Genomic DNA, 24,042 nt, shown 5'->3' on the forward strand with positions numbered 1-24,042 from the left:
CTTTGTTCGTGGTGCGTTAAATGCGGCGGTGCAGATGCGGGCCGGGCTAGTCCTGGCCCAGCCCTGCAGCTGTGGTTTTTTCCGTGGCCACTGAGTTCAGCGCCCGGAGGTCGAAGAGGCCGTTGAGGTCGGCCTGCTTCGTGGTGCCGGCATCCACGCCGTCCTGCAGCAGCTTCTTGTACGTTCCCGCCAGCGGGTCCACCGTGAACACGATGTTCTTCAGCGAACGGTCAACGACATTTTGGGCCAATGCCTTGCCGGCGTCCTGTTTCAGGGCGGCGTTGACGACGGCGGCCTTCTCGGCGGCCGGGGCGTCGTTGAGCCACTTCACGGCCTCGACGTGGCCCTTGAGCAGCGCCTCGACAGTCTGCGGGTGCTCCGCAGCGAACTTCTTGTTCACGATCAGGATGGTGGTGGGGAACTCGCCCGGCTTGCCCGTTAGCGACCCGTCCCACAGGTCCTTCTCATCCACCAGTACCTTCGCGCCAGCCTGGAGCACCAGACGGGAGGCCCACGGCTCAGGCAACCACGCGCCGTCGAGCTTACCGTCCTGGAACAGCTTCAGGGTCTGGGCGTTCTCGGTGGGGTTGATCGCAACGTCCCCGCCGCCGTCGGTGTTGGTTTTGTAGCCCTGCTTACCCAGCCAGGCGCGCAGTGCCACGTCCTGGGTGCCGCCCAGCTGCGGGGAGGCCAGGGTCTTGCCCTTCAAATCGGCCGCGGTCCTGATCTCGGGCTTGACCACCAGCTGCGCGCCGCCGGAGGCTGCCCCGGCGATGATGCTGATGGACTCGCCCTTGCTCTTGACGAACGAGTTGATGGCAGGGTTAGGGCCGATGTACGTGGCATCGATCGCGCCGGCATTCAGCGCCTCGATCGCGGCCGGGCCCGCGTTGAACACCTGGGTGCTCAACTTAGTGTCGCCCAGCTCCTTCGCGATGAAGCCCTGCTTCACTCCGACCAGCGCCGGCGCGTGGGTGATGTTCCCGAAGTAGCCCAGCTTCAGCTCGGCCGCGGGGCTGCCCGCTGCGTCAGGGGCCGCCGAGGCATTGGAATCCCGGGCCACGGCCGACGCAACAACGGCACCCACACTGATCAGCAGGACGAGGCCGACGGCCAGCGCGACTTCCAAGGCGCGGCGGCGCTTGGGCGTCTGGCTTTCGCCGGCCACAATGCGGGTCATGCCCGGCCTGGAAGTACTCATGGATTCACCATAGGGACTGGCATAAACGGGGTTCAACGGAGCGGAAACCCGGGGTCACGCAGGTTCATGCAACGTCATATTCGGCCACAAAAATCCGCCTACCCGCGGGCCCCTGGAATTTCGGGGCTAATCCCCCTTGACATTGACCAGCTGGCGAAGCCGGTGCCGCACCTTCACCAGATCCGCGGCGTCGCGCATGACCTGATCGATGGGTTTGTAGGCTGCCGGGATCTCGTCGATGAACGCCTCGCTGGCCCGGAACTCGATGCCGTGCATGGCCTCCTTGAGCTGCGCCAGCGAGAAGGCCTTGCGCGCGGCATTACGCGAATACTCCCGGCCGGCACCGTGCGGCGAGGAGTTCAGGGAAGTCGTGTTGCCGAGTCCCTCCACAACGTAGGACGCCGTTCCCATGGACCCCGGAATCAGGCCGGGGTCGCCGGCTTCGGCCTTGATGGCGCCCTTGCGCGACACCCAGACGGACTTCCCGTAATGCGTTTCCTGCTGGGTGAAGTTGTGGTGGCAGTTGATCCGCTCGGTCTCCTTGACTGCTCCACCGACCCAGTCACTAAACTGCCGGATCAGGCGGTCCATCATCTCCTCGCGGTTCAGCAGGGCGAAGTGCTGGGCCCAGCGCAGCTCCTTGATGTACCGGGTGAACGCCGCCGTGCCCTCCTCCAGGTAGGCGAGGTCCGGGTCCTCCAGCGTGATGCGTTTGTCCCGTGCCACGCCCTGCGCCACCTTGATGTGGTGCTGGGCTATCTTGTTCCCGATGCCGCGTGAGCCGGAATGCAAGAACAGCCAGACGGCGTCGGTCTCGTCCGTGCACACCTCGATGAAGTGGTTGCCGGAGCCGAGGGAGCCAAGCTGGAGGTCCCATTTCGCCACGTACTGTGCGGGGTTGAACCCGGCCTTTTCGGCCCGCCTGTGCAGTTCGGCGATGCGTGGCTGCGCCGTGGCCGTCACCTTGCGGTTGTTGTGGCCGGCGGACAGCGGGATGGCGCGCTCGATGTTCTCGCGGAGCGGCTTCCGGTCCCGCGGAAGCTCTTTAAGGTTGTACTGGGTCCGCACCGCGATCATGCCGCACCCGATATCCACGCCGACGGCGGCCGGAATGATCGCGCCGAGCGTCGGGATGACGGACCCCACGGTTGCTCCCTTGCCCAGATGCGCGTCCGGCATCAGGGCCAGATGCGGGTAGATGAAGGGCAGTCGGGAGGTGGTCAGTGCCTGCTCACGGGTCCTGTCGTCCAGGATCGATGCCCAGTTGATGAGCCGGCTGGTGATGGTTTCCATGCTTCGCCTCCCACTCTTGATGATGGTGGGCCGGGCGTGGGGCGGCAAGGGCCCGGAAACAGCGAGGTCGCCGGAAGCGTGTGAAGTCGCCGCAAATTTGCGGCGATCTCGCACGTTTCCGGCGACCTCAGTGCACAGACTTTAGATCGAGTAGCGCTCGTCCTCGTGGTCGCCCGGGTGGTCCTTGACCAGGCCGGCGGCGAGGGTGTTGCCGTCGAGCGGGTCAATCACCAGGAACGCGCCTGTGCGGCGGTGGTGCAGGTAGTTCTCGAGCGGCAGCGCGGCGGCGAGCCGGAGCTGAGCGTGCCCGATGTCGTTGAGCTCCAGGCTGGATGCGCCCTCGAGGTTGAAGGTGGCAAGGTCCAGCTTGCCGTTGACGCTGCGGACCAGGGCCTGCACGGTGCGGGTGCCGTGCTTGACCAGGACCTTGGCGCCCTCGCGGAGCGGCTTCGGGGACAGCCAGCATAGCTGCGCGTACAGGTCGGCCGAGCTTTCGCGGACCGTGCCTGCGGCGGCGATGGTGTCACCGCGGGCGACGTCGAACTCGTCGGCCAAACGGATCGCCACCGACTGCGGGGCGGAGGCTTCCTCCAGCGAGGCGCCGGCGAAGTCGATGCCGGTGACCGTGGTGGTGCGCGGGTCCTGGCCGGGGGTCAGCACGCTGACCTTGTCCCCCACCTTCACGGAACCCTCGGTGATCTGTCCGGCGTAGGCACGGTAGTCGCGGTATTTCTCGACGTCGAGCCCGCCGGCAACGGCGTCGGGTGCCAGCGCACCCTGCGGGCGGATGACCAGCTGCACCGGGAAGCGGAAGCTCTCCAGGTGGCTTTCGAGTTCATCGGCGGCGGGCAGCGTCTCGAGCACCTCGAGCAGCGCGGGGCCGGTGTACCAGGGGGTACGCTCCGAGCGCTCCACCACGTTGTCGCCGTCGAGCGCGGAAACCGGAACCACCAGCAGGTCGGTGATCCCATCGGATCCGAGGCCCAGCTCGCGGCCCACCTGCTGCACGTCGGCCTCGATGTCGCGGAACACGGTCTCGCTGAAGTCCACGAGGTCGATCTTGTTCACGGCCACAATCACGTGGGCCACGCGCAGCAGCTGCAGCACAGACAGGTGCCGGCGGGTCTGCTCCAGGACACCCTTGCGGGCGTCAATGAGTACGACGACGGCATCCGCGGTGGACGCGCCGGTCACCGTGTTCTTGGTGTACTGCACGTGCCCGGGGCAGTCCGCGAGGATGAAGCTGCGGCGGTCCGTGGCGAAGTAGCGGTAGGCGACGTCGATGGTGATGCCCTGCTCGCGCTCGGCACGCAGGCCATCGGTCAGCAGGGCCAGGTCAATGCCGCCCTTGTCGCCGCCGAAGCCGCGGTCGGCCGAGGTGCGGGCAACGGCGTCGAGCTGGTCGGCGAGGATGGCCTTGGAGTCGTGCAGGAGGCGGCCCACCAGCGTGGACTTCCCGTCGTCGACCGATCCTGCGGTGGCGAAGCGGAACAGCGAGGCGGAAGCGAGCGGGGCCTCGTCCAGGAGCGCCGCGGCGCGGGCGGTGTCAATGTCGGTAGTCATTAGAAGTAGCCGTCCTTCTTGCGGTCTTCCATGGCGGCCTCGGAGATGCGGTCATCCGCACGGGTGGCGCCACGTTCGGTGATGGTGGAGGCAGCAACTTCGATCACGACGTCGCGCACGGTGGCGGCGGCCGATTCGACGGCGCCGGTGCAGGACATGTCACCGACGGTCCGGTAGCGGACGGTCTTGGTGATGACTTCCTCGTGCGGCAGCGGCTGGGACACCTCGCCCACCGCACGCCACATGCCGTCGCGGGCGAAGACCTCGCGGTCGTGGGCGTAGTACAGGCCCGGAAGTTCAATGTTTTCGCGCTCGATGTAGCGCCACACGTCCAGCTCGGTCCAGTTGCTGATGGGGAACGCACGCACGTGCTGGCCCACCGTGTGGCGGCCGTTGTAGAGGTTCCACAGTTCGGGGCGCTGGTTGCGCGGGTCCCACTGGCCGAACTCGTCGCGCAGGCTCAGGATGCGCTCCTTGGCGCGGGCCTTGTCCTCGTCGCGGCGGCCGCCGCCGAAGACGGCGTCGAACTTGTTGGACTGGATGGCGTCCAGCAGCGGAACGGTCTGCAGCGGGTTGCGGGTGCCGTCGGCACGCTCCGCCAGCTCGCCGCGGTCGATGAATTCCTGAACGCTGCCGACGACGAGCTTCAGTCCCAGCCGCTCCACCGTCCGGTCGCGGAAGTCGATGACCTCGGGGAAGTTGTGGCCGGTGTCCACGTGCAGCACCGGGAAGGGGACCTTGCCCGGCCAGAACGCCTTGGTGGCCAGGTGCAGCATGACCACGGAATCCTTGCCGCCGGAGAACAGCAGCGCCGGCTTCTCGAACTCGGCAACAACCTCGCGGATGATGTGGATCGCTTCGGATTCGAGGGTGTCCAGGCTGGAGAGGCGCGTTGAGGCAGCTGCGTCGGTCACCAGGGTGGACTCCTCAGTTAGGAAAGTGCTCATACGTGTAATCCGCATTCTGTCTTGTTGGTTCCTGCCCAGCGGCCGGCGCGGGGGTCCTCGCCGGGTGCCACCTTGCGGGTGCAAGGCTGGCAACCGATGGAGGGGTAGCCCTGGGACAGGAGCGGGTTGACGGGCAGGAGGTTGTCGTCGGAGTACTGGACCAGCTGGTCGAACGTCCAGGCGGCCATTGGGTTGACCTTGACCAGGCCGTTGGCCTCGTCCCACGTCACCAGCGGAGTGTTGGTGCGGGTGGGGGCCTCGTCGCGGCGGACGCCGGTGAACCACAGTTCGTAGCCGGAGAGGGTGCGGCGCAGCGGAGCCACCTTGCGGAGGGCGCAGCACTGGGCGGCGTCGCGGGCGAACAGGTCCTTGCCCAGGAGGCGGTCCTGCTGCTCCACAGTGTTCTCGGGGAGCACGTCCACCACGTTGACGCGGAGGTTCGCGGCCACCTCGTCACGTGTGGCGTAGGTTTCCGGGAAGTGGTAGCCGGTCTCGAGGAACAGGACGTCAACGCCGGGAAGCTGGTCCGCGACGAGCGCGGGCAGCACGGCGTCGGCCATGGAGCAGGCGACGGCGACGGCGGGCATGTCGAAGTTGCGCTCGACCCAGGCAATGACGTCGCGGGCCGGGGCGTCCCAGCCGAGCTCGGCGGCGCCGGCCTCGGCCAGGGCCTTCAGCTCCTCGGTGGAGCGCTTCGCGGGTGACCCGGTGCTGGCAGGCGATGCCGCCGCCGCCCCTTCAGACCCAACCACCGGGTTTACTCCGAGTGCGTGCTTGCTCACTGAAGTGCCTCCTCGTCAGCTGCGTGGGCCCACTCGGCGAAGGTCTGGCCTTCGGCGCGGTCGGCTACGAAGCGTCGGACAACCCGCTCCACGTAGTCGGGCAGGTCCGCGACGTAGACCTTGAGGCCGCGGACGGTGCGTCCCAGGCCAGCCTCTTCGCGGTCGGTGGAAGCCAGCCCGCCACCCAGGTGGACCTGGAAACCCGGGGTGGGATCGCCGTCGGGCGTCGGGAGCATCATGCCCTTGAGTCCGATGTCCGCGGTCTGGATGCGGGCGCAGGAGTTGGGGCAGCCGTTGATGTGCAGGGACAGCGCGTGCGGGAGCTGGCCGCTGTCTGCGAGGTCGGCCAGGCGGCGTTCCAGCCCGGCCACGGCGGTTGCTGCGGTCATCTTGGTTTCCACGATGGCCAGCTTGCAGTATTCGATGCCGGTGCACGCGATGGTGCCGCGGCGGAACACGGACGGGCGTGCGGACAGGCCCAGCGCGTCGAGTTCGGCCACGAGCGGCTCCACCTCGTTCTTCTCCACGTCCAGCACCACGATCTTCTGGTGCGGGGTGGTGCGCAGGCGGTAGGAGCCGCGGGCCTCGAGGGTGTCCGCCAGCTTCACCAGCTGCGCGCCGGAGAGGCGGCCGGCAATGGGGGTGGCGCCGATGAAGAACTTGCCGTCCTTCTGCTCGTGCACGCCCACGTGGTCGCCCGGGGTGGACGGCTTGGGTGCGGCGGGACCGTCGGCGAGCTTGTAGCCGAGGTATTCGTCCTCGAGGATCTGGCGGAACTTCTCCGGACCCCAATCGGCCAAAAGGAACTTCAGGCGAGCCTTGGTGCGCATCCGGCGGTAGCCGTAGTCACGGAAGATGCTGGTAACGCCGAGCCACACGTCCGCGGCCTGCTCCGGCGTGACGAACGCGCCGAGGCGCTTGCCGAGCATCGGGTTGGTGGACAGGGCACCGCCGACCCACAGGTCGTAGCCCACGCCGAGTTCGGGGTGGCGGACGCCCACCAGGGCGCAGTCGTTGATCTCGTGCACCACGTCCTGGCTCGGGTGGCCGGTGATGGCGGTCTTGTACTTGCGCGGCAGGTTGGAGAGCAGCGGGTTGCCAATGAATCGCTCCCCCAGCTCTTCGATGAGCGGGGTGGGGTCGATGATCTCGTCCTTGGCGATGCCTGCTACCGGGGAGCCGAGGATGACACGCGGAACGTCGCCGCAGGCCTCGGTGGTGGACAGGCCGTTGCTCTCGAGGCGGCGCCAGATCTCGGGGATGTCCTCCACGCGGATCCAGTGCAGCTGGATGTTCTGGCGGTCTGTGAGGTCCGCGGAATCGCGTGCGAAGTCCACGGAGATCTGGCCGATGACGCGCAACTGCTCGGTGGTCAGCGCACCGCCGTCGATGCGGACGCGGAGCATGAAGTACTTGTCCTCAAGCTCGTGCGGCTCCAGCGTTGCGGTCTTGCCGCCGTCGATCCCGGGCTTGCGCTGCGTGTACAGGCCCCACCAGCGGAAACGGCCGTGCAGGTCCTGGCCGGGGATGGCGTCGAAGCCTTCCTTGGCATAGATGGACTCGATACGCTCGCGGACGTTGAGGCCGTCGTCTTCCTGTTTCCAGGTTTCGTTGGCGTTAAGCGGGGTGGTTCCGTCCACCTTCCACTGGCCGTGAGGCTTGGCGGCGGGTCGGGAGGCACGGGCGGGGCGCGCGGGCTTGTCCGTGGACGCTCCGGCTAGAGCTGTATCAGTCATGCATCGACTGTAGAGCCGCGCCGAAATACGTCACAAAGGACCGGAAATGCTAAGTCACCTAAGGAAACATTTCGTCATGACTCGCCGGGAAGCCTTGAACGGCGCCGCCGGCTGTGCTTTCCGACGGCCTGCTTCCCGGCGTTTTTCAGGACTTGACTGCGTGGGCGGCCAGGGCGGCGTCGTACCGTTCCAGCGCGATCTCCGCGAGCACTGGCGAGGGCAGCAGCGGCTCGGTCACGAGGTCCGCCCCGGCCTTCGCGAGCTGGTCGTGGAAGAAGCCCGGCGCCAAGAGGTACGAGGCCACCACCACGCGCCCGCCAACGCTCACGCCCCCGGCCGACTCCCCCGCCCCGGCGCCGCCCGCGGCTTCCTCGCGGAGCATGGCGACGGCTTCCGGCACCGACGGTTTGGCTGAGGCGCCATACGCGGGCACAATCCGGTTGGAGCGCAGGTCCCTCAGCTGCCCGGCCAGTTCCTCGACGCTGACGGCGGCGTTCGGGTTGGATGAGCCCGCGGCAGCGAGGACGATGGCGTCGTTGTCCGTAACGCCCGCCTCCCGCAGCCGCTGGTCCAGCAGGGCAGCGAGGCGGGGGTCGGGCCCCAGCGGCGCCGCAGCCACCGTGCCCGGCCGGCTCTTAACGGCCTTCGCGATGTCCACCTTCACGTGGTAGCCCACACTTAGCAGCAAGGGAACGACGACGGCGGAGGCACCGGCGGGGTCCGCGGGGAGCCCGGCCACCACGTCCACCAGATCGGGCTGCTGGACGTCCACATACGCTTCGCGGACGTCAAGCCCGGGACGCAGCGCGGCAATGGCGTCACGGAGGGCGTTGACCTCGGCGGCTCCCTGCGCGTTGGAGGTCCCATGGGCACAGGCGATCAGGATCGGGCTATTCATAGGGGCTAGCGTAACGTTGGAGCTGCACTGTCCGCCCCTTGAAATATGCCGGGACACCCCATGACTTTCTCTTTTGACATCGCCCTGGCATGGCTGGACCTGGCCGGCATCTTCTTTTTCGCAGTGTCCGGATCGCTGCTCGCCGCACGGAAGCAGTTCGACCTCCTCGGGTCCCTTCTGCTCGCCTCCCTGGTCTCCCTGGGCGGCGGCGTGATTCGCGACATCATCCTCAACTCCGGCCCACCTGCTGCGTTCAGCAACCCTGCCTATCTAGTGCCGCCGCTGCTGGCCACCGGGCTGGTGTACTACCTGTTCTCCAGCGTCCAGCGTTTCACCTCACTCCTCATCCTGTTCGACGCCGCCGGCCTCGCCCTCTTCTGCATCACGGGGACGCTCAAGGCGCTGTCCTTCGGAATGAATCCCGTCGCCGCCGTGCTGCTCGGCGTTACGACGGCGGTGGGCGGCGGGCTGCTGCGCGACATCACGGCCAACGAAGTGCCGCAGCTGTTCGATGCCCGGGACCTCTACGCACTGCCGGCCTTCTCGGGCGCCGCACTCACCACCATCCTGTGGGTCCTTGGCGCCTTCAATCCCCTCTCGGCGTGCGTAGTGGCGGCCCTGGTCTTCGCGTTCCGGGTGGTGGCATGGCGCCGCTCCTGGCGCATTCCGCTGGCGGTCCGCGGGTGGCACCGGCTGGGGCTCGAGAGCGGGAATTCGAGGGGCCGGGATTAGCTAGGATAAGAGCCATGACTGACATGTTCCTCGAGAAGTTCCGTGCGCTTGTTCCGAAGTATCTCGAAGACGAATGGCAGGAAGAGGACGGGCTGTCCGCCGAGGAGTTGGACGCGGAGCTCTCCGATCACCAGTTCACCATTCCCCTGGTGCTGCGCGAGTTCTACCTGGCGCTCGGAGGATGCGAGGACCTAATGGAGGCTTACCACTACTTCTGGGACCCCGAGGAACTCGAGGTGGACGACGAAGGCTTCCTCATGTTCCTCGAGGACGAGGAGGAAAACTTCACCTGGGGCTTCCGCATCGGCGACCTGAGCATCCCGGACCCCATCGTGTACCGCCGGAACAACGCCCGCGGCCAGTGGAAGAGCGAAGAAGGCACCTTCTCGGAGTTCGTCTTCGACATGTTCGACTGGGCCTTCAACGACGAGGACTAGGGTCCTCGCCTCCACTTCGTCTCTGGCGCGCCGCCCTGACCCCGTTTGGCTGCCGACGGATGGCGACTCGCCGCTGAGTACAGCAGACCGGCTTCAACGTGCACAAAGCAGCCCGGTCCGTCGTGACCCGCGTCCGCGGCCAACTCCTGCCGGTGAGGCGCCGCATTGGCGTGTCCGTTGCCGCGGGAAGCCAAACAGGGTCAGGAAGGCGCCCGAATTGGCCCAGGAGCTGTGTGACACGCCGGTTAACAAGAGAATTGGCGGATGTGACAAAACTGTCATAGAGTGTTTCTTGGATCCACTGAATGCCTCCGGTGGATTTGATGCGAACGGAGAGGCGGCCCTGGTTCCGCGCAGCGTATGACTCGTGACGCTGTTTGGAACCGGGGCCGTTCCGTTTTAGCCGATTAGGCCAGAAGGGCCCGCCACCTTAAGGGTGCCGGGCCCCACCAAACCTAGCTGGCGCGGTCCACCACAGCGTGCGCGAAGCTGGAGAGCGAGGCCTTCACAACCCCCTCGGGAAGCGGGGCCAGCGCGGCGATGGCGTCGGCCGCCCAGGCGCGGGCCACCACCCAGGATTCCGCCGTGACGGGGTGCTCACGCAGCCCGGCGACGGCTTCGGCGAGGGCCTCGTCGGAGGAGAGGTCGCCGTCAATCAGCTTGAGAAGTTCGACGGCGGACTGGTCGCCGTCCGCTGCGGCCTTGCGGAGCAGCAGCACGGGAAGGGTGGGGACGCCTTCGCGCAGGTCGGTGCCCGGGGACTTGCCGGACTTGACCTTGACGCCCGTGACGTCGATGACGTCGTCGGCGAGCTGGAACGCGACGCCCACCTTCTCGCCGTACTCCACCAGGACGTTCTCGTAAGCCTCATCGGCGCCGGAGAAGATGGCACCGAACTGGCCGGATGCCGCCACCAGCGAACCGGTCTTGTCCGCGATCACCGACAGGTAGTGCTCCACCGGGTCCTCGTCCGGGCGCGGGCCGACGGTTTCGTGCAGCTGGCCGAGGCACAGCCGCTCGAAGGTCCGGGCTTGGATGCCGAGCGCGCGGGAGCCGAGCTCGGACACGAGGATGGAGGCGCGGGCGAAAATGAGGTCGCCGGTGAGGACGGCCACGGAGTTGCCCCAGACCTCGTGGGCCGTGGGGGCGCCGCGGCGGAAGGGCGCGGAGTCCATGACGTCGTCGTGGTACAGGGTGGCCAGGTGGGTCAGCTCAACCACGACGGCGGCCTGCACCACGGCGGGCAGCGACGCGTCACCCAGATGGGCGCAGAGCAGGGTCAGCAGGGGACGGATACGCTTGCCTCCGGCCTCCACGAGGTGACGCGACGTTGCGTCAGCCAGGGGGTCTGAGTTGGCGATCGCTTCGCGGAGTTTCTTCTCCACCCGGGCCAGGTTCGTGGTGAGGGCAGGACCCAGGTCGGGGTCTTCCGCGATGGCCGCGAAGCCTGCCGGCAGCTGCAGTCCGGTGGCGATGGCGGTGGTGTTGAGGCTGGGTTCGGAGTCCGGCAGGCCGTGCCCGGCATGCGTCCAGCTATGGTTCGCGGAGTTGGTCACGGGTTAACCCTAACTTTTTGTTGCGGAAACCGCTGATTTGACGCCGGAGGAGGCAAGGGCGGAGGTGTTGGAGGTGGCCGGGACCAGCAGTTCGAGCACGCGGATCACACGGTCCTCGAAGCCCTTGGCCGACGGGTCGGTCAGGTTGGCCAGCAGCCGGACCACAAAGCGCATCAGCACGGGAATGGGCATCCCGGTCCGCAGGGCGAGCTTCATGACAGCGGGCTTGCCGATCAGCGCTGCGAAGGCACGCCCCAGCGTGAAGTGGGATCCCCACTGTTCCCGAACATAGTCCGCGTACCCCGCGAGCCGGGTGTCGGCGTCGGACGCGTTCCAGCCGCCTGAAGCGGAACGGGAGCTGGCGTCAATAATGAACTCGGCCGCGAAGCGGGCGGACTCCATGGCGTAGGAGATGCCCTCGCCGTTGAACGGGGACACCATGCCCCCGGCGTCGCCGAGGAGCAGCAGGCCGGGCGAGTAGTGCGGGGTCCGGTTGAATCCCATGGGCAGGGCGGCGCCGCGGATCTCCCCCACCTGGTTCTCCGGAGTGAAGCCCCACTCGGCGGGCATGCCGGCGGTCCACTCGCGGAGGACCTGCTTGTAGTCGAGCTTGCCGAATTCCTTGGACGAGTTGAGGATGCCGAGGCCCACGTTGGACGTGCCATCGCCGACGCCGAACACCCAGCCGTAGCCCGGCAGCAGCTTGCCGTCGCGGCCGGGAAGTTCCAGCCAGCCTTCCATCCAGTCGTCCTCGTGCCGCGGGCTCTGGAAATAGGTGCGGACGGCTACGCCCAGGGGCCGGTCGTCGCGCTTCTGGATACCGAGGGAGACGGCGGTGCGGGTCGAGTTGCCGTCGGCGGCCAGGACGACGTCGGCGGTGAAGTCGAGCGTCTCCCCTGTCTTCCGTCCGGACTCGTCCAGGATCGCTGCCCGCACGCCGGTCACCCGGCCGTCACCGCTGCGGATGGCCCCGGTCACGCTGTGCCGTTCAAGGACGGTGGCACCGGCGGCCTGGGCGTGCCGGGCGAGTTCCTCGTCGAAGCCCAGGCGGGTGCGGATCAGGCCGTACTGCGGAAAGTCGGACACCTCGGGCCATGGCAGTTCGAGGCTGCGGCCGCCGGCAAGGAGGCGCAGCCCCTTGTTCCGGCGCCAGCCGTCCTGCTCAGGGTGCGGCAGGCCGAGCTTCTGGATCTCGCGGACAGCCCGCGGGGTGAGTCCGTCGCCGCACACTTTTTCGCGCGGGAAGCTGGTCTTTTCCAGGACCGTGACGTCGATGCCGGCTTTGGCGAGGTAATACGCGGCGGTGGATCCGGCCGGACCCGCGCCAACAATCAGTACTTTCACAGTGTCAGCGGGCGGTCCGCGGGAGGTTGCGGCGCAGCTTGGCCACGGGGCCGGTGTGGGCAGCGATGGCTTCCGCCGAGCCGTTGCCGGTGAGCGGCTTGTGGGCGCGGTGGACGGCCACGATGCCGCCGCTGAGGTTGCGGTAGGTGACCTCTTCCCAGCCGGCTTCCTGCAGCCATCCGGCGAGGTGGTCCTGGTCCGGCCAGGCGCGGATGGATTCGGCGAGGTACACGTAGGCGTCCGGGTTGGAGGAGACCTTGGTGGCAATGGCCGGCAGCGCGCGCATCAGGTATTCGGTGTACATGGTGCGCCAGAGCGGGACCACGGGCTGGGAGAACTCGGCGATGACCAGCTTGCCGCCCGGCTTGGTCACCCGGAGCATCTCGGCCAGTGCCTTCTTGGGCTCGTTCACGTTGCGCAGGCCGAAGGAGATGGTGCTGGCGTCGAAGGTGTTGTCGGCGAAGGGCAGGTTGGTGGCGTCCCCGGCGATGAAGTCAATGTCGGGACGGCGGCGCTTGCCCACCTTGAGCATGCCGAGGGAGAAGTCGCAGGCCACCACGTTTATGCCAGCATCGGCATATGGCTCACTGGAGGTTCCCGTTCCGGCGGCCAGGTCCAGCACCCACTGGCCGGCCCGGACGTCCACGGCCTCCACCACGACCTTGCGCCAGCGGCGGGTCTGTCCCATCGAGAGGACATCGTTGACGACATCGTATTTCGGTGCGACGTCGTCAAACATCGTGGCTACTTCGTCCGGACGCTTTTCCAAGGATGCTCGGTTCACCCTGTCATTGTCTCAAAAGTTCCGCAGGCTCCGTGACACGGGCGCCGCCGGGCGTGGTGGCCCGGCCGTTCCGCCGGGAAACGCCCCCAACTTGCTGCGCGGAGTACTGTTGACCCATCATGACCAGCACGCTCCGCACCCTGACAGTCCCTTTGCATGGAGAATCGGCTCCCGAGGGGCTGCCGTCGTATCTGGTCCGCGATGACGTTCTGTGCTGGACCCGGCGCGAGGCCGGCCTGGTGGGCTACGGCGAGGTGGCGCGCTTCACAGCCACCGGCCCCGAGCGGTTCCTCGAAGCGGACATCTGGTGGCGTCATCTGGTCATCGAGGCAGACATCACCGACCATGTGGAGTGCCCCGGCACCGGCCCGGTGGCGTTCGGGTCCTTCGCGTTCTCCAAAGCTTCGGACCATGAATCCCGCCTGATCGTGCCGGAGATGGTGGTGGGCGTCCGGGACGGCCGCGCCTGGCTCACCCAGATAACGGCCGACGACGGCGAGCTCACCGAGGCGGGCGCGTTCGCCGCCCTGAAGGGGTGGCTGGAGTCGGGCCTGGCCCCCGCTGTCGCCTCAGATACGGCCGGCGTCCCCACGGAAGGCGGGCCGACCGCGGACCCGACTGCCGCCGTCGTGCTTCCGGACCGAGCCTCGCTGCCGGACCGGGCCACGCTGAAGACCGGTTCCCTTAGCGAGGAGGGCTGGATGGACGCCGTTACCGCCGGTGTTGCCGAAATCCGCACCGGGAAACTGGAAAAGCTGGTCCTGGCCCGGGACATTGTGGCCACCGTTCCGGAGGGTGTGAACGCGGCCGAGGTGCTGCGGCAGCTGGCCGGGCGGTACCGGGAATGCTGGACCTATGGCGTGGACGGCCTCGTGGGCGCGACGCCGGAAATGCTCATCCAGGTGGAGGGCCGCACCGCCCAGGCCAGGGTGCTCGCCGGGACGCTGGACCGCCGGGACGCCGTGGGCGAGGCGGGGCTGCCGCTGGACTACGCCGAGCGGGTCCTGGCCGGCTCGGAGAAGCAGCGGCACGAGCACGAGATCGCCATCCAGTCCCTGACCACCCAGCTCGCGCCCTTCTCCGAGGCCATGAATGCCCACGACGAACCGTTCATCCTGGAGCTGCCCAACGTGTGGCACCTCGCCTCCGACGTCAAGGCCGAGCTCGCCGAGGTGGAGGGCCACGTCCCCACATGCCTTGCGCTGATCAACGCGCTGCACCCCACCGCCGCCGTATGCGGCACGCCCACACAGGTGGCGGGGGCACTCATCCGAAAACTCGAGCACCTGGACCGGGGGCCGTACGCCGGTCCGGTCGGCTGGCTGGACGCCGCAGGCAATGGCGAGTGGGGCATCGCGCTGCGTGGCGCCGTTATCGAGTCCCCTACTACCGTCCGGCTATATGCCGGCTGCGGAATTGTCGAGGGCTCGCAGCCCGAAGCGGAGCTTGCGGAAACGTGGGCTAAGTTCCGGCCGATGCTGGAGGCGCTAGGGATCAGCAGCTGATCTCAGCCCGGCATGCATGGCCCCTATCGTCGGTGCAAGGGGATGAGCCTGTCTCGGATTCCGGACAGGCCTACGATTAAGGCCCTTGAAAATCGCTGTGGTTTAGTTATCAAATAGTGAAACTTAGTTTTCTGTGATGCACATCTCCTCTTCGGCGATACACTATGAACCGATTTAGTTCCGCATACCCCTGCAACAAAAGGTAAAGAAATGCAGCTCAAGTCCCGTGCCACGGCCAAATTCAGCGCCAAGGCAGCCGCAATCCTCGCCGTCGGGGCCATCAGCCTCACCGCTTGCGGCGGCGGCAGCTCCACCCCGGCTGCCACCAGCAGCGGCGGCGTGCAGCTCATCAATGGCGGCAAGCTCACCGTCTGCTCCGACGTCCCCTACGAGCCCTTCGAATTCCAGAAGGATGGCAAGATCGTCGGCTTCGACATGGACATCGCAGGCGAGCTCGCCAAGGACATGAACGCCGAACTCAACGTGGTGGACAGCTCCTTTGAGGCCATCGAGACCGGCACCGCACTCACCGGTTGCGACGTTTCCATCTCCTCCATTTCCATCACGGATACGCGCAAGGCCGTCATGGACTTCTCCGATCCGTACCTGAACGATGACTTGACGCTCGTGGCAACCGAGGCGTCCGGCATCACGAACCTCGACGGCGCCAAGGGCAAGAAGGTGGGCGTCCAGCAGGCCACCACGGGTGCCAAGTACGCCAAGGACAAGGGCCTCGACGCACAGCAGTTTGAGGACACCGGCCTCCTGGTCCAGGCGCTCAAGGCCGGCACCATCGATGCCGCTTTGGGCAACCAGTCGGTCCTCGGCTACGCCATCAAGGATGACGCCAAGTTCAAGCGCGTCGAGAACTACGCCACCGGGGAAAAGCTCGGCATCGCGGTTAAGAAGGGCAACACCGCCATGCTCGACAAGGTCAACACGACGCTGAAGCGCCTGACCGACGACGGAAGCCTGAAGAAGTTCGAGACCAGCTGGTTCGGCGAAGCCACCAAGTAACCGGCGCGCCTGACACCTACGTGGCAGGGGCCCCGTCCGGGATCTGTTCGACAGTCCGTGCGGGGCCTCAACTGCGCAAAACGAATGTGAGTACACCATGGCAATGACCGCACGACAGCGGGCCAGAGTAAGTCTGTACGTCCAGGCCGGGATTTTCGTTGTGGCTGTGGCCGCGCTGATCCTGGCCACCGACTGGAAGACCGTCACCACCAACGTCTTCAACTTCGGCAAGATCGGCCCGATGTTCCCGGACATCTTCTTCTCGGGTCTGAAAAACACCCTGATCTACACGTTCCTCGGGTTCATTGTGGGTCTGTCCGGAGGGCTGCTGCTGGCCCTCATGAAGCTCTCCAGCTTCCCGCTGTACCGCTGGATCGCCACGGGCTACATCGAATTCTTCCGCGGCATCCCGGCGCTGCTGGTGTTTATCGCCTTCGGCTACGGTGTTCCGTTGGCGTTCGGTGTGCAGTGGAATGTGGCCGTTGTCGTGATGGTGTCGCTAGGCATGGTGGCGGCCGCCTACATCGCCGAGACGCTCCGCGCCGGCCTGCAGGCCGTGCCCAAGGGCCAGACGGAAGCCGCGCGGTCGCTGGGCATGCCGCAGTGGCGGGCCATGGTGACGATCGTCATCCCCCAGGCCTTCAGGATTGTCCTGCCGCCGCTGACCAACGAGGTCATCCTGCTGACCAAGGACTCGTCGCTGATCTACGTGCTGGGTCTGACGGCGTCGCAGTACGAGCTCACCAAGTTCGGCCGCGACGGCATCTCCAGCCTCGGCGCAGGGCTCACCCCGCTCTTGGTGGCGGGCGCGTTCTACCTCGTGGTCACCATCCCGCTGAGCCTCCTGGCCCGGAAGTTCGAAAGCCGCTCCGCGCGGACCAAGCGTTAGGCAGAGAGTCATGAACGACGTCGAAATTCACTCCCGCGCCCAAAGCGGGCGCGTCCACGCCGCCGGTGTGGCCATCAAGGACCTGCGCAAGTCGTACGGCTCCAACGAGGTCCTCAAGGGCATCAGCCTGGACGTCGCACCGGGCGAAGTGGTGTGCCTGATCGGTCCGTCCGGTTCCGGCAAGTCCACGCTCCTGCGGTGCGTCAACCTGCTGGAACAGCCAAATGAGGGCAACATCCACGTGGGCGGCTTCGACGCCACTGATCCAGACGTGGACATCGACAAGATGCGCCGCAAGGTGGGCATGGTGTTCCAGCAGTTCAACCTGTTTCCGCACCTCAACGCGCTGCGAAACTGCACGGTCGCCCAGACCAAGGTGCTGAAGCGCCCGCAGGCCGAAGCGGACAAGATCGCCCGGGCCAACCTTGAGCGTGTGGGGCTCGGGCACCTTTCCGACCGGTACCCCGACCAGCTCTCCGGCGGCCAGCAGCAGCGTGTGGCCATCGCCCGGGCGCTGAGCATGGATCCCGAGCTGATGCTCTTCGACGAGCCCACTTCCGCCCTCGACCCTGAAACCGTGGGCGACGTACTCTCGGTCATGCGGAACCTGGCCAAGGAAGGCATGACCATGCTCGTTGTCACGCACGAAATGGGCTTTGCCCGTGAAGTGGCTGACCGCGTGGTGTTCATGGACGGCGGCGTAGTGGTCGAGGAAGGGATTGCCGAACACGTCATCTCCTCCCCCACTCAGAGCCGTACCAAGGAATTCCTCCGCCGCGTACTGGACCCTACCCACATCGAGATCGCCGAGTAGTCACTCCTGCGACGCGCAATCGGTCCGGGGACACTCATATTCGGGTATCCCCGGACCTTTTCTGCGTCGCGGCACCGTTTGCGCGTCCCAGCGAAGAAAGACGACGGCGCGGCACACCCGCCGCCGACAGTTTCCGCTCGAGTTCACCGGGCGACCAAAGGTCAGCCCACACCCACCGAACGACATTTCGGCCGGTCGCCCGGATACGGTCCTCGCGCAGCTTCTCGTCGACTACCACCTGCCCCGGCGTGCGCCCCTTGAGATATTCGGGCTTCTGGTACTTGGCTATGCCATCGAACTCGCCAACCGTCCGGCTACCCTCCCAGTAAAAGTCCGAGTAGCCCACGCGCCCCGTGGAGTTCCGCACTTCATACTGCAGGGCCGGCGGTGCAAATCCGGCCGCGTGTATTAGGCCGCGGCTGTAGGACTCTCCGGCCGATTCTGCCTGCGGATCGGCGAACTCGATGGCAATACGTACCCGCCTTTCAACCGCCGGGACATACCGGCCCGGCAGCTCCCCGAGCAACTGCTCCTTGCTGAGAGCAGGAAGGCCGCGCGCGCTGTCCGGCCTGAGCACGTGATCCAGGGGCACGAGCGCCTCAGCGAACGGGACGAAGGCGGCGAGGTCCAGCACGGTGGTGATGCGTGAAGTAACCAGTAGCCCGTCCAGTTCCTCGGCTTCGATCTTTTCGGGATCAGCCAGGTGGCGCCGCACGCCGGCCCGAGATCGCCCGCCCCCGTGGAAGGTGGTCAGCGCGTGAACCGGCTGGCCCCGCTGAATGGTGGGCACACCCCATGGCGACGCTGCAGAGTGATGCGAGAAGATCGTGGGAGCCACGCAGGTCTCGGCGACGGCTTCGATCCGCAGCCTGTACCGCTCTGATCCGTGCAGCCTGTTCCATTCCGCCGCATCAACATAGACGCCCTGGCGGATGCGCACCAGTTTGCCCGACTTGGCGTCAGCGGACAGTGGGCGGGGGCTGGCGCCGATCTGGGTCAGGTGCTTGGTCAGAATCAGCCGGGGAAGTGTCGTCATGCTGAGACAATTCCATGGCAGCCAGGCTGGCTGAAGCGCCGGCTGCGCCTATGTGCAGAATTGCCGCTAAGTGGACAAACGGCCAGCGGCTGATGACACGGATCTGGCCTGAGGACTGCGATCCGGCCGTGGGACAGCCAAATTTGCGTGTCCCGGCACCGGATCCGCGTCGCGAGGCCGGATCCGCATCCCGCGCCGCGTTCTAGCCGGCGAGCACCCCGGCCACTGCCGCGCCCACTGCCGCCTTGATCCTGCCGTGCAGGGCCCGGAGTTCGTGCCGGTCCGTGCGGACCTCAATGATGGTCCGCCCGGTGAAGGGCGCGGCAAGCGCCTCGGCGAGTCCCGCCGTCGTACTCACCGAGCAATGCCCGACGCCGTAGGCTGCGGCGAGCGCCGCAATGTCCACTGAGTGCGGGGTACTGAAAAGACGTTCGACGGCGTCCCCGTAGCCGCCGGCCTCGGCGACCGCGCCGTGTTCCAGGAGGCTGAAGATGGCCCCGCCGGAGTCATTGAGCACGACGATGCGCAGCTGCGGCTGTTCCTCGCCGGCGCCAAGGAAGAGGCCGCCGGCGTCGTGCAGGAAGGTGACGTCGCCGAGCAGCAGGGTGGTTTCCTGATGGCCGCCGAGGGCGATGCCGGTGGCGGTGGAAATGGTGCCGTCGATGCCGGCAAGGCCCCGGCTGGCGAAGACCGTGGCGGCCGGCTCGGGTGCGGGCTGGCCGGCGAGGTCCACGTCGCGGATGCCGTTGGATGAGCCGAGGACCAGCTGGCCACGGGCGTGCTGCCAGACAAGGGAGCCGACGGCGGGGCCGGTGGCCGCCTCGGCCGTGGCGAGTATGCCGTCGACGGCATGTGTGGCCGCAGCGCCCGCGAGCAACCAGGCGTCGAGCCAGGCGGATGGACCCCGGCCGGCGAACTCCGCGAGCTCGGCCAGGCTGTCGATGGGCGTTTCCCGGCGGCGCCCCGGCTCGTACCAGGCCACCGGCACCGGTTCATAGAGGGCTGCCGGGATGTCCGTCCGGGCCAGCAGCGCCGACACCGGCCGGGAAAGTGTGGGGCGCCCGAACACCACGGCACGCTCAATGGGCAGGTCCGAGTCCGGGCCGAAATGCTCCAGCAGCAGGCGGTACGGTCCCACGGCGTTGGGGCCGAAACGTGAGTTGGACGACGGCTCGGCCAGCAGAGGCAGTCCGTGGGCGCGGGCGAAGGCCTCGGCGACCGGACCGGCGTCGTGCCCGGCAAGGACCACGGTGCGCCGTTCGGGAAGGTTTGCCGCAGCAGGATCGAGGGTCATGATGAGCGGTTCGGTGCCGATCCGGAAGGTCCCGTGGCCGCGGTGCTCCGGCAGCCGCTCCCCCACCTCCGGCACGAGGGGGTCGCGGAAGGCGAGGTTGAGCTGCACGGGTCCCGGCGGCGTGTTCTCGAAGGCCCCGGTCGCAGCGGCAAGGGAAGTTTCCACCGCGCGCTGCGGACTCTCACCGGCGGGAACGTCTACGGCGAAGCGGACGTGCTCGCCGAACAGGTCAAGCTGGATGGTGGTCTGGTTCGCGCCCGTCCCGCGCAGTTCCTCGGGTCGGTCCGCCGAAACCACCACCAGCGGGACGGCGGCGTGGTTCGCCTCCATCACCGCCGGAAGAAGATTCCCGACGGCGGTCCCCGATGTCGTAAGCACCGCTACCGGCGCGCCGGTGGCCAGGGCAAGGCCGAGTCCGGTGAACCCGGCCGAGCGCTCGTCGATCCGGACCAGCAGCTCGACTTTCCCGGCCGCAGAGGCCTCCGCAAGCGCGTAGGCCATGGGGGCCGACCGCGAGCCCGGCGCTACCACGACATACCGGACGCCGCCGTCGAGCAGCGTCGCGACGGCTATCCGTGCGGACGCCACGGACGTCAGCGCGGGCTCAGTATCGGCGTCGGCGGCGGTGCCGACAATGGAGGCGGAAGGCTCAGTAGGTTCGTGGGAAGTCACCGAACCAGTCTGCCACCAACCCATATGGTCCCTCACTTCCCTCCGCCCAACCCTTCCTCACATCCCGTCACCCAACCCCCAACCCTTCCTCACATCCCGTCGCCCAAAACCAAACGCTCCCGCACTTCTCAACGGGAGAAGTACGGGAGCGTCGGTGGTGTCAGGGCGCTGCCGGGGCTAGGCGTCGGTGCGGAACACCTGGACCACGGCCGGGCGGGGAGCCCGGACCTGGCCCGGGCGGGGTGTCGTGCCGGCGGCAACGTAGTCCGGGAAGTAGGAGTGCGGCGCCTCGAAGGTACCCTCCTCGCCCGGGTGCTGCACGGAAACGAAAACGCTGCGCTCGGTGTCATGGACGATCGGTCCGCAGGTTTCGGCATCGCGGGGCACTGCGAGGAACTGCTCCACGCGGCCGCGCTCGGGGCCATCCAGGGTGACCTTGAACAGACCGTCGGCCTTGCCGATGCCGGACGGGGCACCGTCGGTGGAGATCCAGAGGTTGCCCACGGAGTCGAAGGCCAGGTTGTCCGGGCAGGAAATCGGCGAAACCTGGTCGGCCGGGAAGCCGGAGAAGTAGGTGACGTCGCCGGTGGAGGGATCGCCGCAGACCATCAGCAGGTTCCAGGTGAACTTGGTGGAGGTCTGGTCGCCGGTCTCCGTGATTTCGACGATGTGGCCGTCGCGGTTCTCATTGCGCGGGTTGACCTCGGTGGCGCCTTCCTTGCCGGGCTTGCCGCGGTCCGAGTTGTTGGTGCACGCGACGTAGACCTTGCCGGTGTGCAGGCTGGGCTGGACGTCCTCGCAGCGGTCCATCTTGGTGGGGCCCACCTTGTCCGCAGCCAATCGCGTGTACACGAGCACTTCTTCGAGGGACATGCCGGCAACCATGGACTTGCCGCCGACCACCAGGGGCAGCCATTCGCCGGTGCCGTCGAAGGAGCCGTCGGACGGAACGGAGCCTTTGCCGTCGATCTCCGCAGCCGGGGCGTTGCCGGTGAACTTGGCAACGTACAGGTCGCCCTCGGAGAGGATCGTCATGTTGTGCTTGCGGTCGCCCTCGCGGTACTTGGCCTTGGAGACGAACTTGTAAAGGTAGTCGAAGCGCTCGTCGTCGCCGGAGTAGGCGACCACGTGGCCGGATTTGGCCACAATCACATTGGCGCCCTCGTGCTTGAAGCGGCCCAGTGATGAGTGCTTTTTCGGCGTGGACGTGGGGTTGAACGGGTCCACCTCCACAATCCAGCCGAAGCGGTTGGTCTCGTTTTCGTAGCCGAGGTTGTTGGCGTTGAAGCGGGGATCGTCCAACTCCCAGTGCCGGGCCGTGGCCTTGTTGGTGAGGCCGTAGCGCTTGTCGGAGGCGGACGTGCCCGGAGCAACGAAGTAGCCGTTGAAGTTTTCCTCGCCCGAGAGGATGGTGCCCCATGGGGTGGTGCCACCGGAGCAGTTACCCAGCGTGCCGTTGATCCACCGGCCTTCGGGGTCGGCCACGGTCTTGACCAGGTCCGAGCCGGCGACGGGTCCGGTCAGCTCGTAACGGGTGCTGTTAAGGTAGCGGCGGTTCAGCGGGGCGCCCTGGACGTAGCTCCACGGCTTGTTCTTGTTCTTGCGCTCCAGCTCAACGACGGTCAGGCCGTGGGCGGCCGCACCCACCGCGCGCATCTGCTCAGCCGGCATGCTGGCCGGGAACATGATGTTCTCGTTCGTGTATTCGTGGTTCGCGAACAGCAGCGCACGCCGGCCCTTGCTGCCGGGGATCTCGAGGATATCCGAGTAGTCGTTGTTGTAGCCGAACTGGCGCTCCTGTGCTGCTGCGGTCTGGTTGCCCAGCTCGAACGCCGGGGCGTCCTTGAAGATCGGGTCACCCCAGCGGATCACCGGCTGCCAGGTGAAGCCTGCCGGAACCGTCAAGGCGTCGATGTCGGACGCAACGGCGGGGATGGCGGTGAACTGCAGTTTGGATGCACCCTGGCCAAAACCGTTCTTCGCGGCGGCAGACAGTCCCGTTCCGCCGTCGGCAACGGCCTTCTCACTGGAGGCTACGGCGCCGCCCAGCACGACGGCGAGGGCACCGGCGGCGCCGAAGCCCAGGGCTGCGCGGCGTGACAGTGTGGTGGAGGCAATGTCGCGGAAGTAGCTGTTCGAGCTCGTGTTGCAGACGTCGCCCGCGCAGGCGTTGTCGCACTTGAGCGCGCACGTGACAGGGCTGCGCTTGCCTTTGGTGTGGCCGAGCATGGGCAGCAGGGCGAACTTGCGTCCGGAGATTTCAGACATGGGAGAGAGACCTTCCAAGGGTTTAGATGCGGCACCGCCACCCTTGCAGCGAAAGCGAACCGGAGGCCGACACCCAGATGAAGCTCCGGTGAACTCGGACCCCCGATGAGGGAGCGTCGGGGGAAAACCCGCAGGACCTGAGGGAGCGTCGGGGGAAAAACCCGCAGGACCTGAGGAAGCGTCGGGGGAAAACCCGCAGCACCTGAGGAAGCGTTTGTTGGGGAGGAGGCTACGCGGGGGCAGGCAGGACGGCGTAGGCGCGGCGGAGCCGGGCGAGCCACCAAGCCCGGCGCTCGGGAGGGGCAGCGTACCGCTCAAGCAGCCCCTCGTCGGCGACGGCATCGCGCAGGGTGATGGCGCCGTCGTCGGCCACCAGTGGCTGGTTGGTGACGTCCGCGGCGAGCAGCGAGACTGTTCCCAGCCCGCACGCATAGGGCAGTTCCGGCAGCGCGGCCGCGAGCGCGAGCCCGGCACGGATCCCCACGGACGTATCGAGGGCGGAACTCACGACGGCGGGCATCCCCGCCTGCGCAACCAGCTCCAGCGCGCGCCGGACTCCCCCGAGCGGCGCCACCTTCACCACGAGGAGATCTGCAGCGCCTGCCCTCGCCACCTTGAGGGGATCCTCTTCCTTGCGGACACTTTCGTCGGCCGCGATCAGTACCGGCACCCCCGCAGCACGCAGCCTCCGCCGCACTTCCGCCAGGCCATCAATATCCGGCACGGGCTGCTCCGCGTATTCGAGCCCGACGTCGGCCAGCCGGGACAGCGCCTCCACAGCAGCTGGAACGTCCCAGCCGCCGTTAGCGTCCACGCGGATGGCAGCGTCCGGAAGCGCGGCGCGGACAGCAGCAACGCGGGCGGCGTCGTCGTCGAGTGTCTGGCCGTGTTCGGCCACCTTGACCTTGACGGCGTCCACGCGGCCGAAACGTGCCAGTATTTCCGGGACCCGGCCTGCCTCGATGGCGGGCACGGTGGCATTGACGGGGATGCTGGTCCGCAGGGCCTCCGGGAAGCCATGCCAGCCGGCCTCGATGGCGGAGGCAAGCCAGCGGGAGGCCTCGGAGTCTCCGTACTCGGGGAAGGCACCGAACTCGCCCCATCCCAGCGGGCCGCGGAGGAGGAGCGTTTCGCGTTCCAGGATCCCGCGGAACTTCACGCGCATGGGCAGAACCACTACGCGGGCGCTTTGCAGCAGGTCCTCGAGGGACGGGTACTGGAGGGGCATGAATTCACTGTACCGGCGCGCCCGCCACCAACCCGCCACGGCGAAA

General features: G+C 67.1%; 20 protein-coding genes. 6 read left to right on the forward strand and 14 right to left on the reverse strand.

The window, feature by feature from the left end:
- Positions 1-46: 46 nt before the first annotated feature.
- The 7 genes from QFZ23_RS18490 to QFZ23_RS18520 form a co-directional block, all read right to left on the reverse strand.
- A complete protein-coding gene (locus QFZ23_RS18490) occupies positions 47-1,201 on the reverse strand; it encodes an ABC transporter substrate-binding protein (protein ID WP_306925144.1) in 1,155 nt (384 codons plus the stop codon).
- 126 nt (positions 1,202-1,327) lie between these two features.
- The gene (locus QFZ23_RS18495) at positions 1,328-2,494 is read right to left on the reverse strand and encodes an RtcB family protein (RefSeq protein WP_306925146.1); all 1,167 of its coding nucleotides are present in this window, start codon (positions 2,492-2,494) and stop codon (positions 1,328-1,330) included.
- A gap of 141 nt (positions 2,495-2,635) precedes the next feature.
- Entirely contained in the window at positions 2,636-4,057 is a 1,422-nt protein-coding gene (locus QFZ23_RS18500) for a sulfate adenylyltransferase subunit 1 (RefSeq protein ID WP_306925148.1), read from the reverse strand.
- Positions 4,057-5,004: a sulfate adenylyltransferase subunit CysD gene (gene cysD / locus QFZ23_RS18505; protein ID WP_306925150.1), complete on the reverse strand. Its 948-nt coding sequence runs from the start codon at positions 5,002-5,004 to the stop codon at positions 4,057-4,059. Before cysD ends, QFZ23_RS18500 begins: the two co-directional genes overlap by 1 nt.
- Positions 5,001-5,756, reverse strand: a complete 756-nt coding sequence (locus QFZ23_RS18510; RefSeq protein ID WP_306926931.1) for a phosphoadenylyl-sulfate reductase — start codon at positions 5,754-5,756, stop codon at positions 5,001-5,003. Before QFZ23_RS18510 ends, cysD begins: the two co-directional genes overlap by 4 nt.
- A 26-nt stretch (positions 5,757-5,782) precedes the next feature.
- Positions 5,783-7,522 (reverse strand): nitrite/sulfite reductase, encoded by a 1,740-nt coding sequence (locus QFZ23_RS18515; protein WP_306925153.1) that lies wholly within the window; start codon positions 7,520-7,522, stop codon positions 5,783-5,785.
- A 145-nt stretch (positions 7,523-7,667) separates the two neighbouring features.
- Positions 7,668-8,420, reverse strand: a complete 753-nt coding sequence (locus QFZ23_RS18520) for a sirohydrochlorin chelatase (RefSeq protein WP_306925154.1) — start codon at positions 8,418-8,420, stop codon at positions 7,668-7,670.
- A 60-nt stretch (positions 8,421-8,480) separates the two neighbouring features.
- On the opposite strand from QFZ23_RS18520, the gene QFZ23_RS18525 reads away from it, so the two are divergent.
- Complete coding sequence (locus QFZ23_RS18525) at positions 8,481-9,152, forward strand: trimeric intracellular cation channel family protein (protein WP_306925156.1); 672 nt, start codon at positions 8,481-8,483, stop codon at positions 9,150-9,152.
- Positions 9,153-9,166: 14 nt separating this feature from the next.
- Complete coding sequence (locus tag QFZ23_RS18530) at positions 9,167-9,589, forward strand: hypothetical protein (RefSeq protein WP_306925158.1); 423 nt, start codon at positions 9,167-9,169, stop codon at positions 9,587-9,589.
- A gap of 455 nt (positions 9,590-10,044) precedes the next feature.
- Here QFZ23_RS18530 and QFZ23_RS18535 read toward each other — a convergent pair whose 3' ends face one another.
- The 3 genes from QFZ23_RS18535 to QFZ23_RS18545 are packed head-to-tail and all read right to left on the reverse strand — an operon-like array spanning position 10,045 to position 13,273.
- Complete coding sequence (locus QFZ23_RS18535) at positions 10,045-11,145, reverse strand: polyprenyl synthetase family protein (protein ID WP_306925160.1); 1,101 nt, start codon at positions 11,143-11,145, stop codon at positions 10,045-10,047.
- A 9-nt stretch (positions 11,146-11,154) separates the two neighbouring features.
- The gene (locus tag QFZ23_RS18540) at positions 11,155-12,489 is read right to left on the reverse strand and encodes a geranylgeranyl reductase family protein (protein WP_306925162.1); all 1,335 of its coding nucleotides are present in this window, start codon (positions 12,487-12,489) and stop codon (positions 11,155-11,157) included.
- 4 nt (positions 12,490-12,493) lie between these two features.
- Positions 12,494-13,273: a demethylmenaquinone methyltransferase gene (locus QFZ23_RS18545; protein WP_306925164.1), complete on the reverse strand. Its 780-nt coding sequence runs from the start codon at positions 13,271-13,273 to the stop codon at positions 12,494-12,496.
- 119 nt (positions 13,274-13,392) lie between these two features.
- Between QFZ23_RS18545 and QFZ23_RS18550 the strand changes: the two genes are divergently transcribed.
- The 4 genes from QFZ23_RS18550 (at position 13,393) to QFZ23_RS18565 (ending at position 17,498) form a co-directional block, all read left to right on the forward strand.
- The gene (locus tag QFZ23_RS18550; protein WP_306925166.1) at positions 13,393-14,778 is read left to right on the forward strand and encodes an isochorismate synthase; all 1,386 of its coding nucleotides are present in this window, start codon (positions 13,393-13,395) and stop codon (positions 14,776-14,778) included.
- Between the two features lie 210 nt (positions 14,779-14,988).
- The gene (locus QFZ23_RS18555; protein ID WP_306925168.1) at positions 14,989-15,795 is read left to right on the forward strand and encodes an ABC transporter substrate-binding protein; all 807 of its coding nucleotides are present in this window, start codon (positions 14,989-14,991) and stop codon (positions 15,793-15,795) included.
- A gap of 97 nt (positions 15,796-15,892) precedes the next feature.
- Positions 15,893-16,684 (forward strand): amino acid ABC transporter permease, encoded by a 792-nt coding sequence (locus QFZ23_RS18560; protein ID WP_003804150.1) that lies wholly within the window; start codon positions 15,893-15,895, stop codon positions 16,682-16,684.
- Positions 16,685-16,694: 10 nt separating this feature from the next.
- Positions 16,695-17,498: an amino acid ABC transporter ATP-binding protein gene (locus QFZ23_RS18565; protein WP_306925172.1), complete on the forward strand. Its 804-nt coding sequence runs from the start codon at positions 16,695-16,697 to the stop codon at positions 17,496-17,498.
- 34 nt (positions 17,499-17,532) lie between these two features.
- Here the strand turns inward: QFZ23_RS18565 and QFZ23_RS18570 are convergent, their stop codons facing one another.
- The 4 genes from QFZ23_RS18570 to QFZ23_RS18585 all read right to left on the reverse strand — a co-directional run bounded on the left by QFZ23_RS18570 (position 17,533) and on the right by QFZ23_RS18585 (position 23,996).
- The gene (locus QFZ23_RS18570; RefSeq protein ID WP_306925174.1) at positions 17,533-18,534 is read right to left on the reverse strand and encodes a hypothetical protein; all 1,002 of its coding nucleotides are present in this window, start codon (positions 18,532-18,534) and stop codon (positions 17,533-17,535) included.
- Between the two features lie 202 nt (positions 18,535-18,736).
- Positions 18,737-20,500 carry a 2-succinyl-5-enolpyruvyl-6-hydroxy-3-cyclohexene-1-carboxylic-acid synthase gene (gene menD, locus QFZ23_RS18575; protein ID WP_373427900.1) on the reverse strand — a complete coding sequence of 588 codons (1,764 nt, stop codon included), beginning with the start codon at positions 20,498-20,500 and terminating at the stop codon, positions 18,737-18,739.
- Between the two features lie 177 nt (positions 20,501-20,677).
- Positions 20,678-22,768, reverse strand: a complete 2,091-nt coding sequence (locus tag QFZ23_RS18580) for a PhoX family protein (protein WP_306925175.1) — start codon at positions 22,766-22,768, stop codon at positions 20,678-20,680.
- Positions 22,769-22,997: 229 nt separating this feature from the next.
- Positions 22,998-23,996: an o-succinylbenzoate synthase gene (locus QFZ23_RS18585; protein ID WP_306925177.1), complete on the reverse strand. Its 999-nt coding sequence runs from the start codon at positions 23,994-23,996 to the stop codon at positions 22,998-23,000.
- Between the last annotated feature and the right edge of the window lie 46 nt (positions 23,997-24,042).

The sequence above is a fragment of the Arthrobacter globiformis genome (genome assembly GCF_030818015.1).
Lineage (GTDB): Bacteria > Actinomycetota > Actinomycetes > Actinomycetales > Micrococcaceae > Arthrobacter > Arthrobacter globiformis_C.

Bases quoted from the DNA above. Each gene is read 5' to 3' on its own strand.
- QFZ23_RS18490 (WP_306925144.1), bottom strand. From the start codon at position 1,201: ATGAGTACTTCCAGGCCGGGCATGACCCGCATTGTGGCCGGCGAAAGC.
- QFZ23_RS18495 (WP_306925146.1), bottom strand. From the start codon at position 2,494: ATGGAAACCATCACCAGCCGGCTCATCAACTGGGCATCGATCCTGGAC.
- QFZ23_RS18500 (WP_306925148.1), bottom strand. From the start codon at position 4,057: ATGACTACCGACATTGACACCGCCCGCGCCGCGGCGCTCCTGGACGAG.
- cysD (WP_306925150.1), bottom strand. From the start codon at position 5,004: ATGAGCACTTTCCTAACTGAGGAGTCCACCCTGGTGACCGACGCAGCT.
- QFZ23_RS18515 (WP_306925153.1), bottom strand. From the start codon at position 7,522: ATGACTGATACAGCTCTAGCCGGAGCGTCCACGGACAAGCCCGCGCGC.
- QFZ23_RS18520 (WP_306925154.1), bottom strand. From the start codon at position 8,420: ATGAATAGCCCGATCCTGATCGCCTGTGCCCATGGGACCTCCAACGCG.
- QFZ23_RS18525 (WP_306925156.1), top strand. From the start codon at position 8,481: ATGACTTTCTCTTTTGACATCGCCCTGGCATGGCTGGACCTGGCCGGC.
- QFZ23_RS18530 (WP_306925158.1), top strand. From the start codon at position 9,167: ATGACTGACATGTTCCTCGAGAAGTTCCGTGCGCTTGTTCCGAAGTAT.
- QFZ23_RS18550 (WP_306925166.1), top strand. From the start codon at position 13,393: ATGACCAGCACGCTCCGCACCCTGACAGTCCCTTTGCATGGAGAATCG.
- QFZ23_RS18555 (WP_306925168.1), top strand. From the start codon at position 14,989: ATGCAGCTCAAGTCCCGTGCCACGGCCAAATTCAGCGCCAAGGCAGCC.
- QFZ23_RS18560 (WP_003804150.1), top strand. From the start codon at position 15,893: ATGGCAATGACCGCACGACAGCGGGCCAGAGTAAGTCTGTACGTCCAG.
- QFZ23_RS18565 (WP_306925172.1), top strand. From the start codon at position 16,695: ATGAACGACGTCGAAATTCACTCCCGCGCCCAAAGCGGGCGCGTCCAC.
- QFZ23_RS18570 (WP_306925174.1), bottom strand. From the start codon at position 18,534: ATGACGACACTTCCCCGGCTGATTCTGACCAAGCACCTGACCCAGATC.
- QFZ23_RS18580 (WP_306925175.1), bottom strand. From the start codon at position 22,768: ATGTCTGAAATCTCCGGACGCAAGTTCGCCCTGCTGCCCATGCTCGGC.
- QFZ23_RS18585 (WP_306925177.1), bottom strand. From the start codon at position 23,996: ATGCCCCTCCAGTACCCGTCCCTCGAGGACCTGCTGCAAAGCGCCCGC.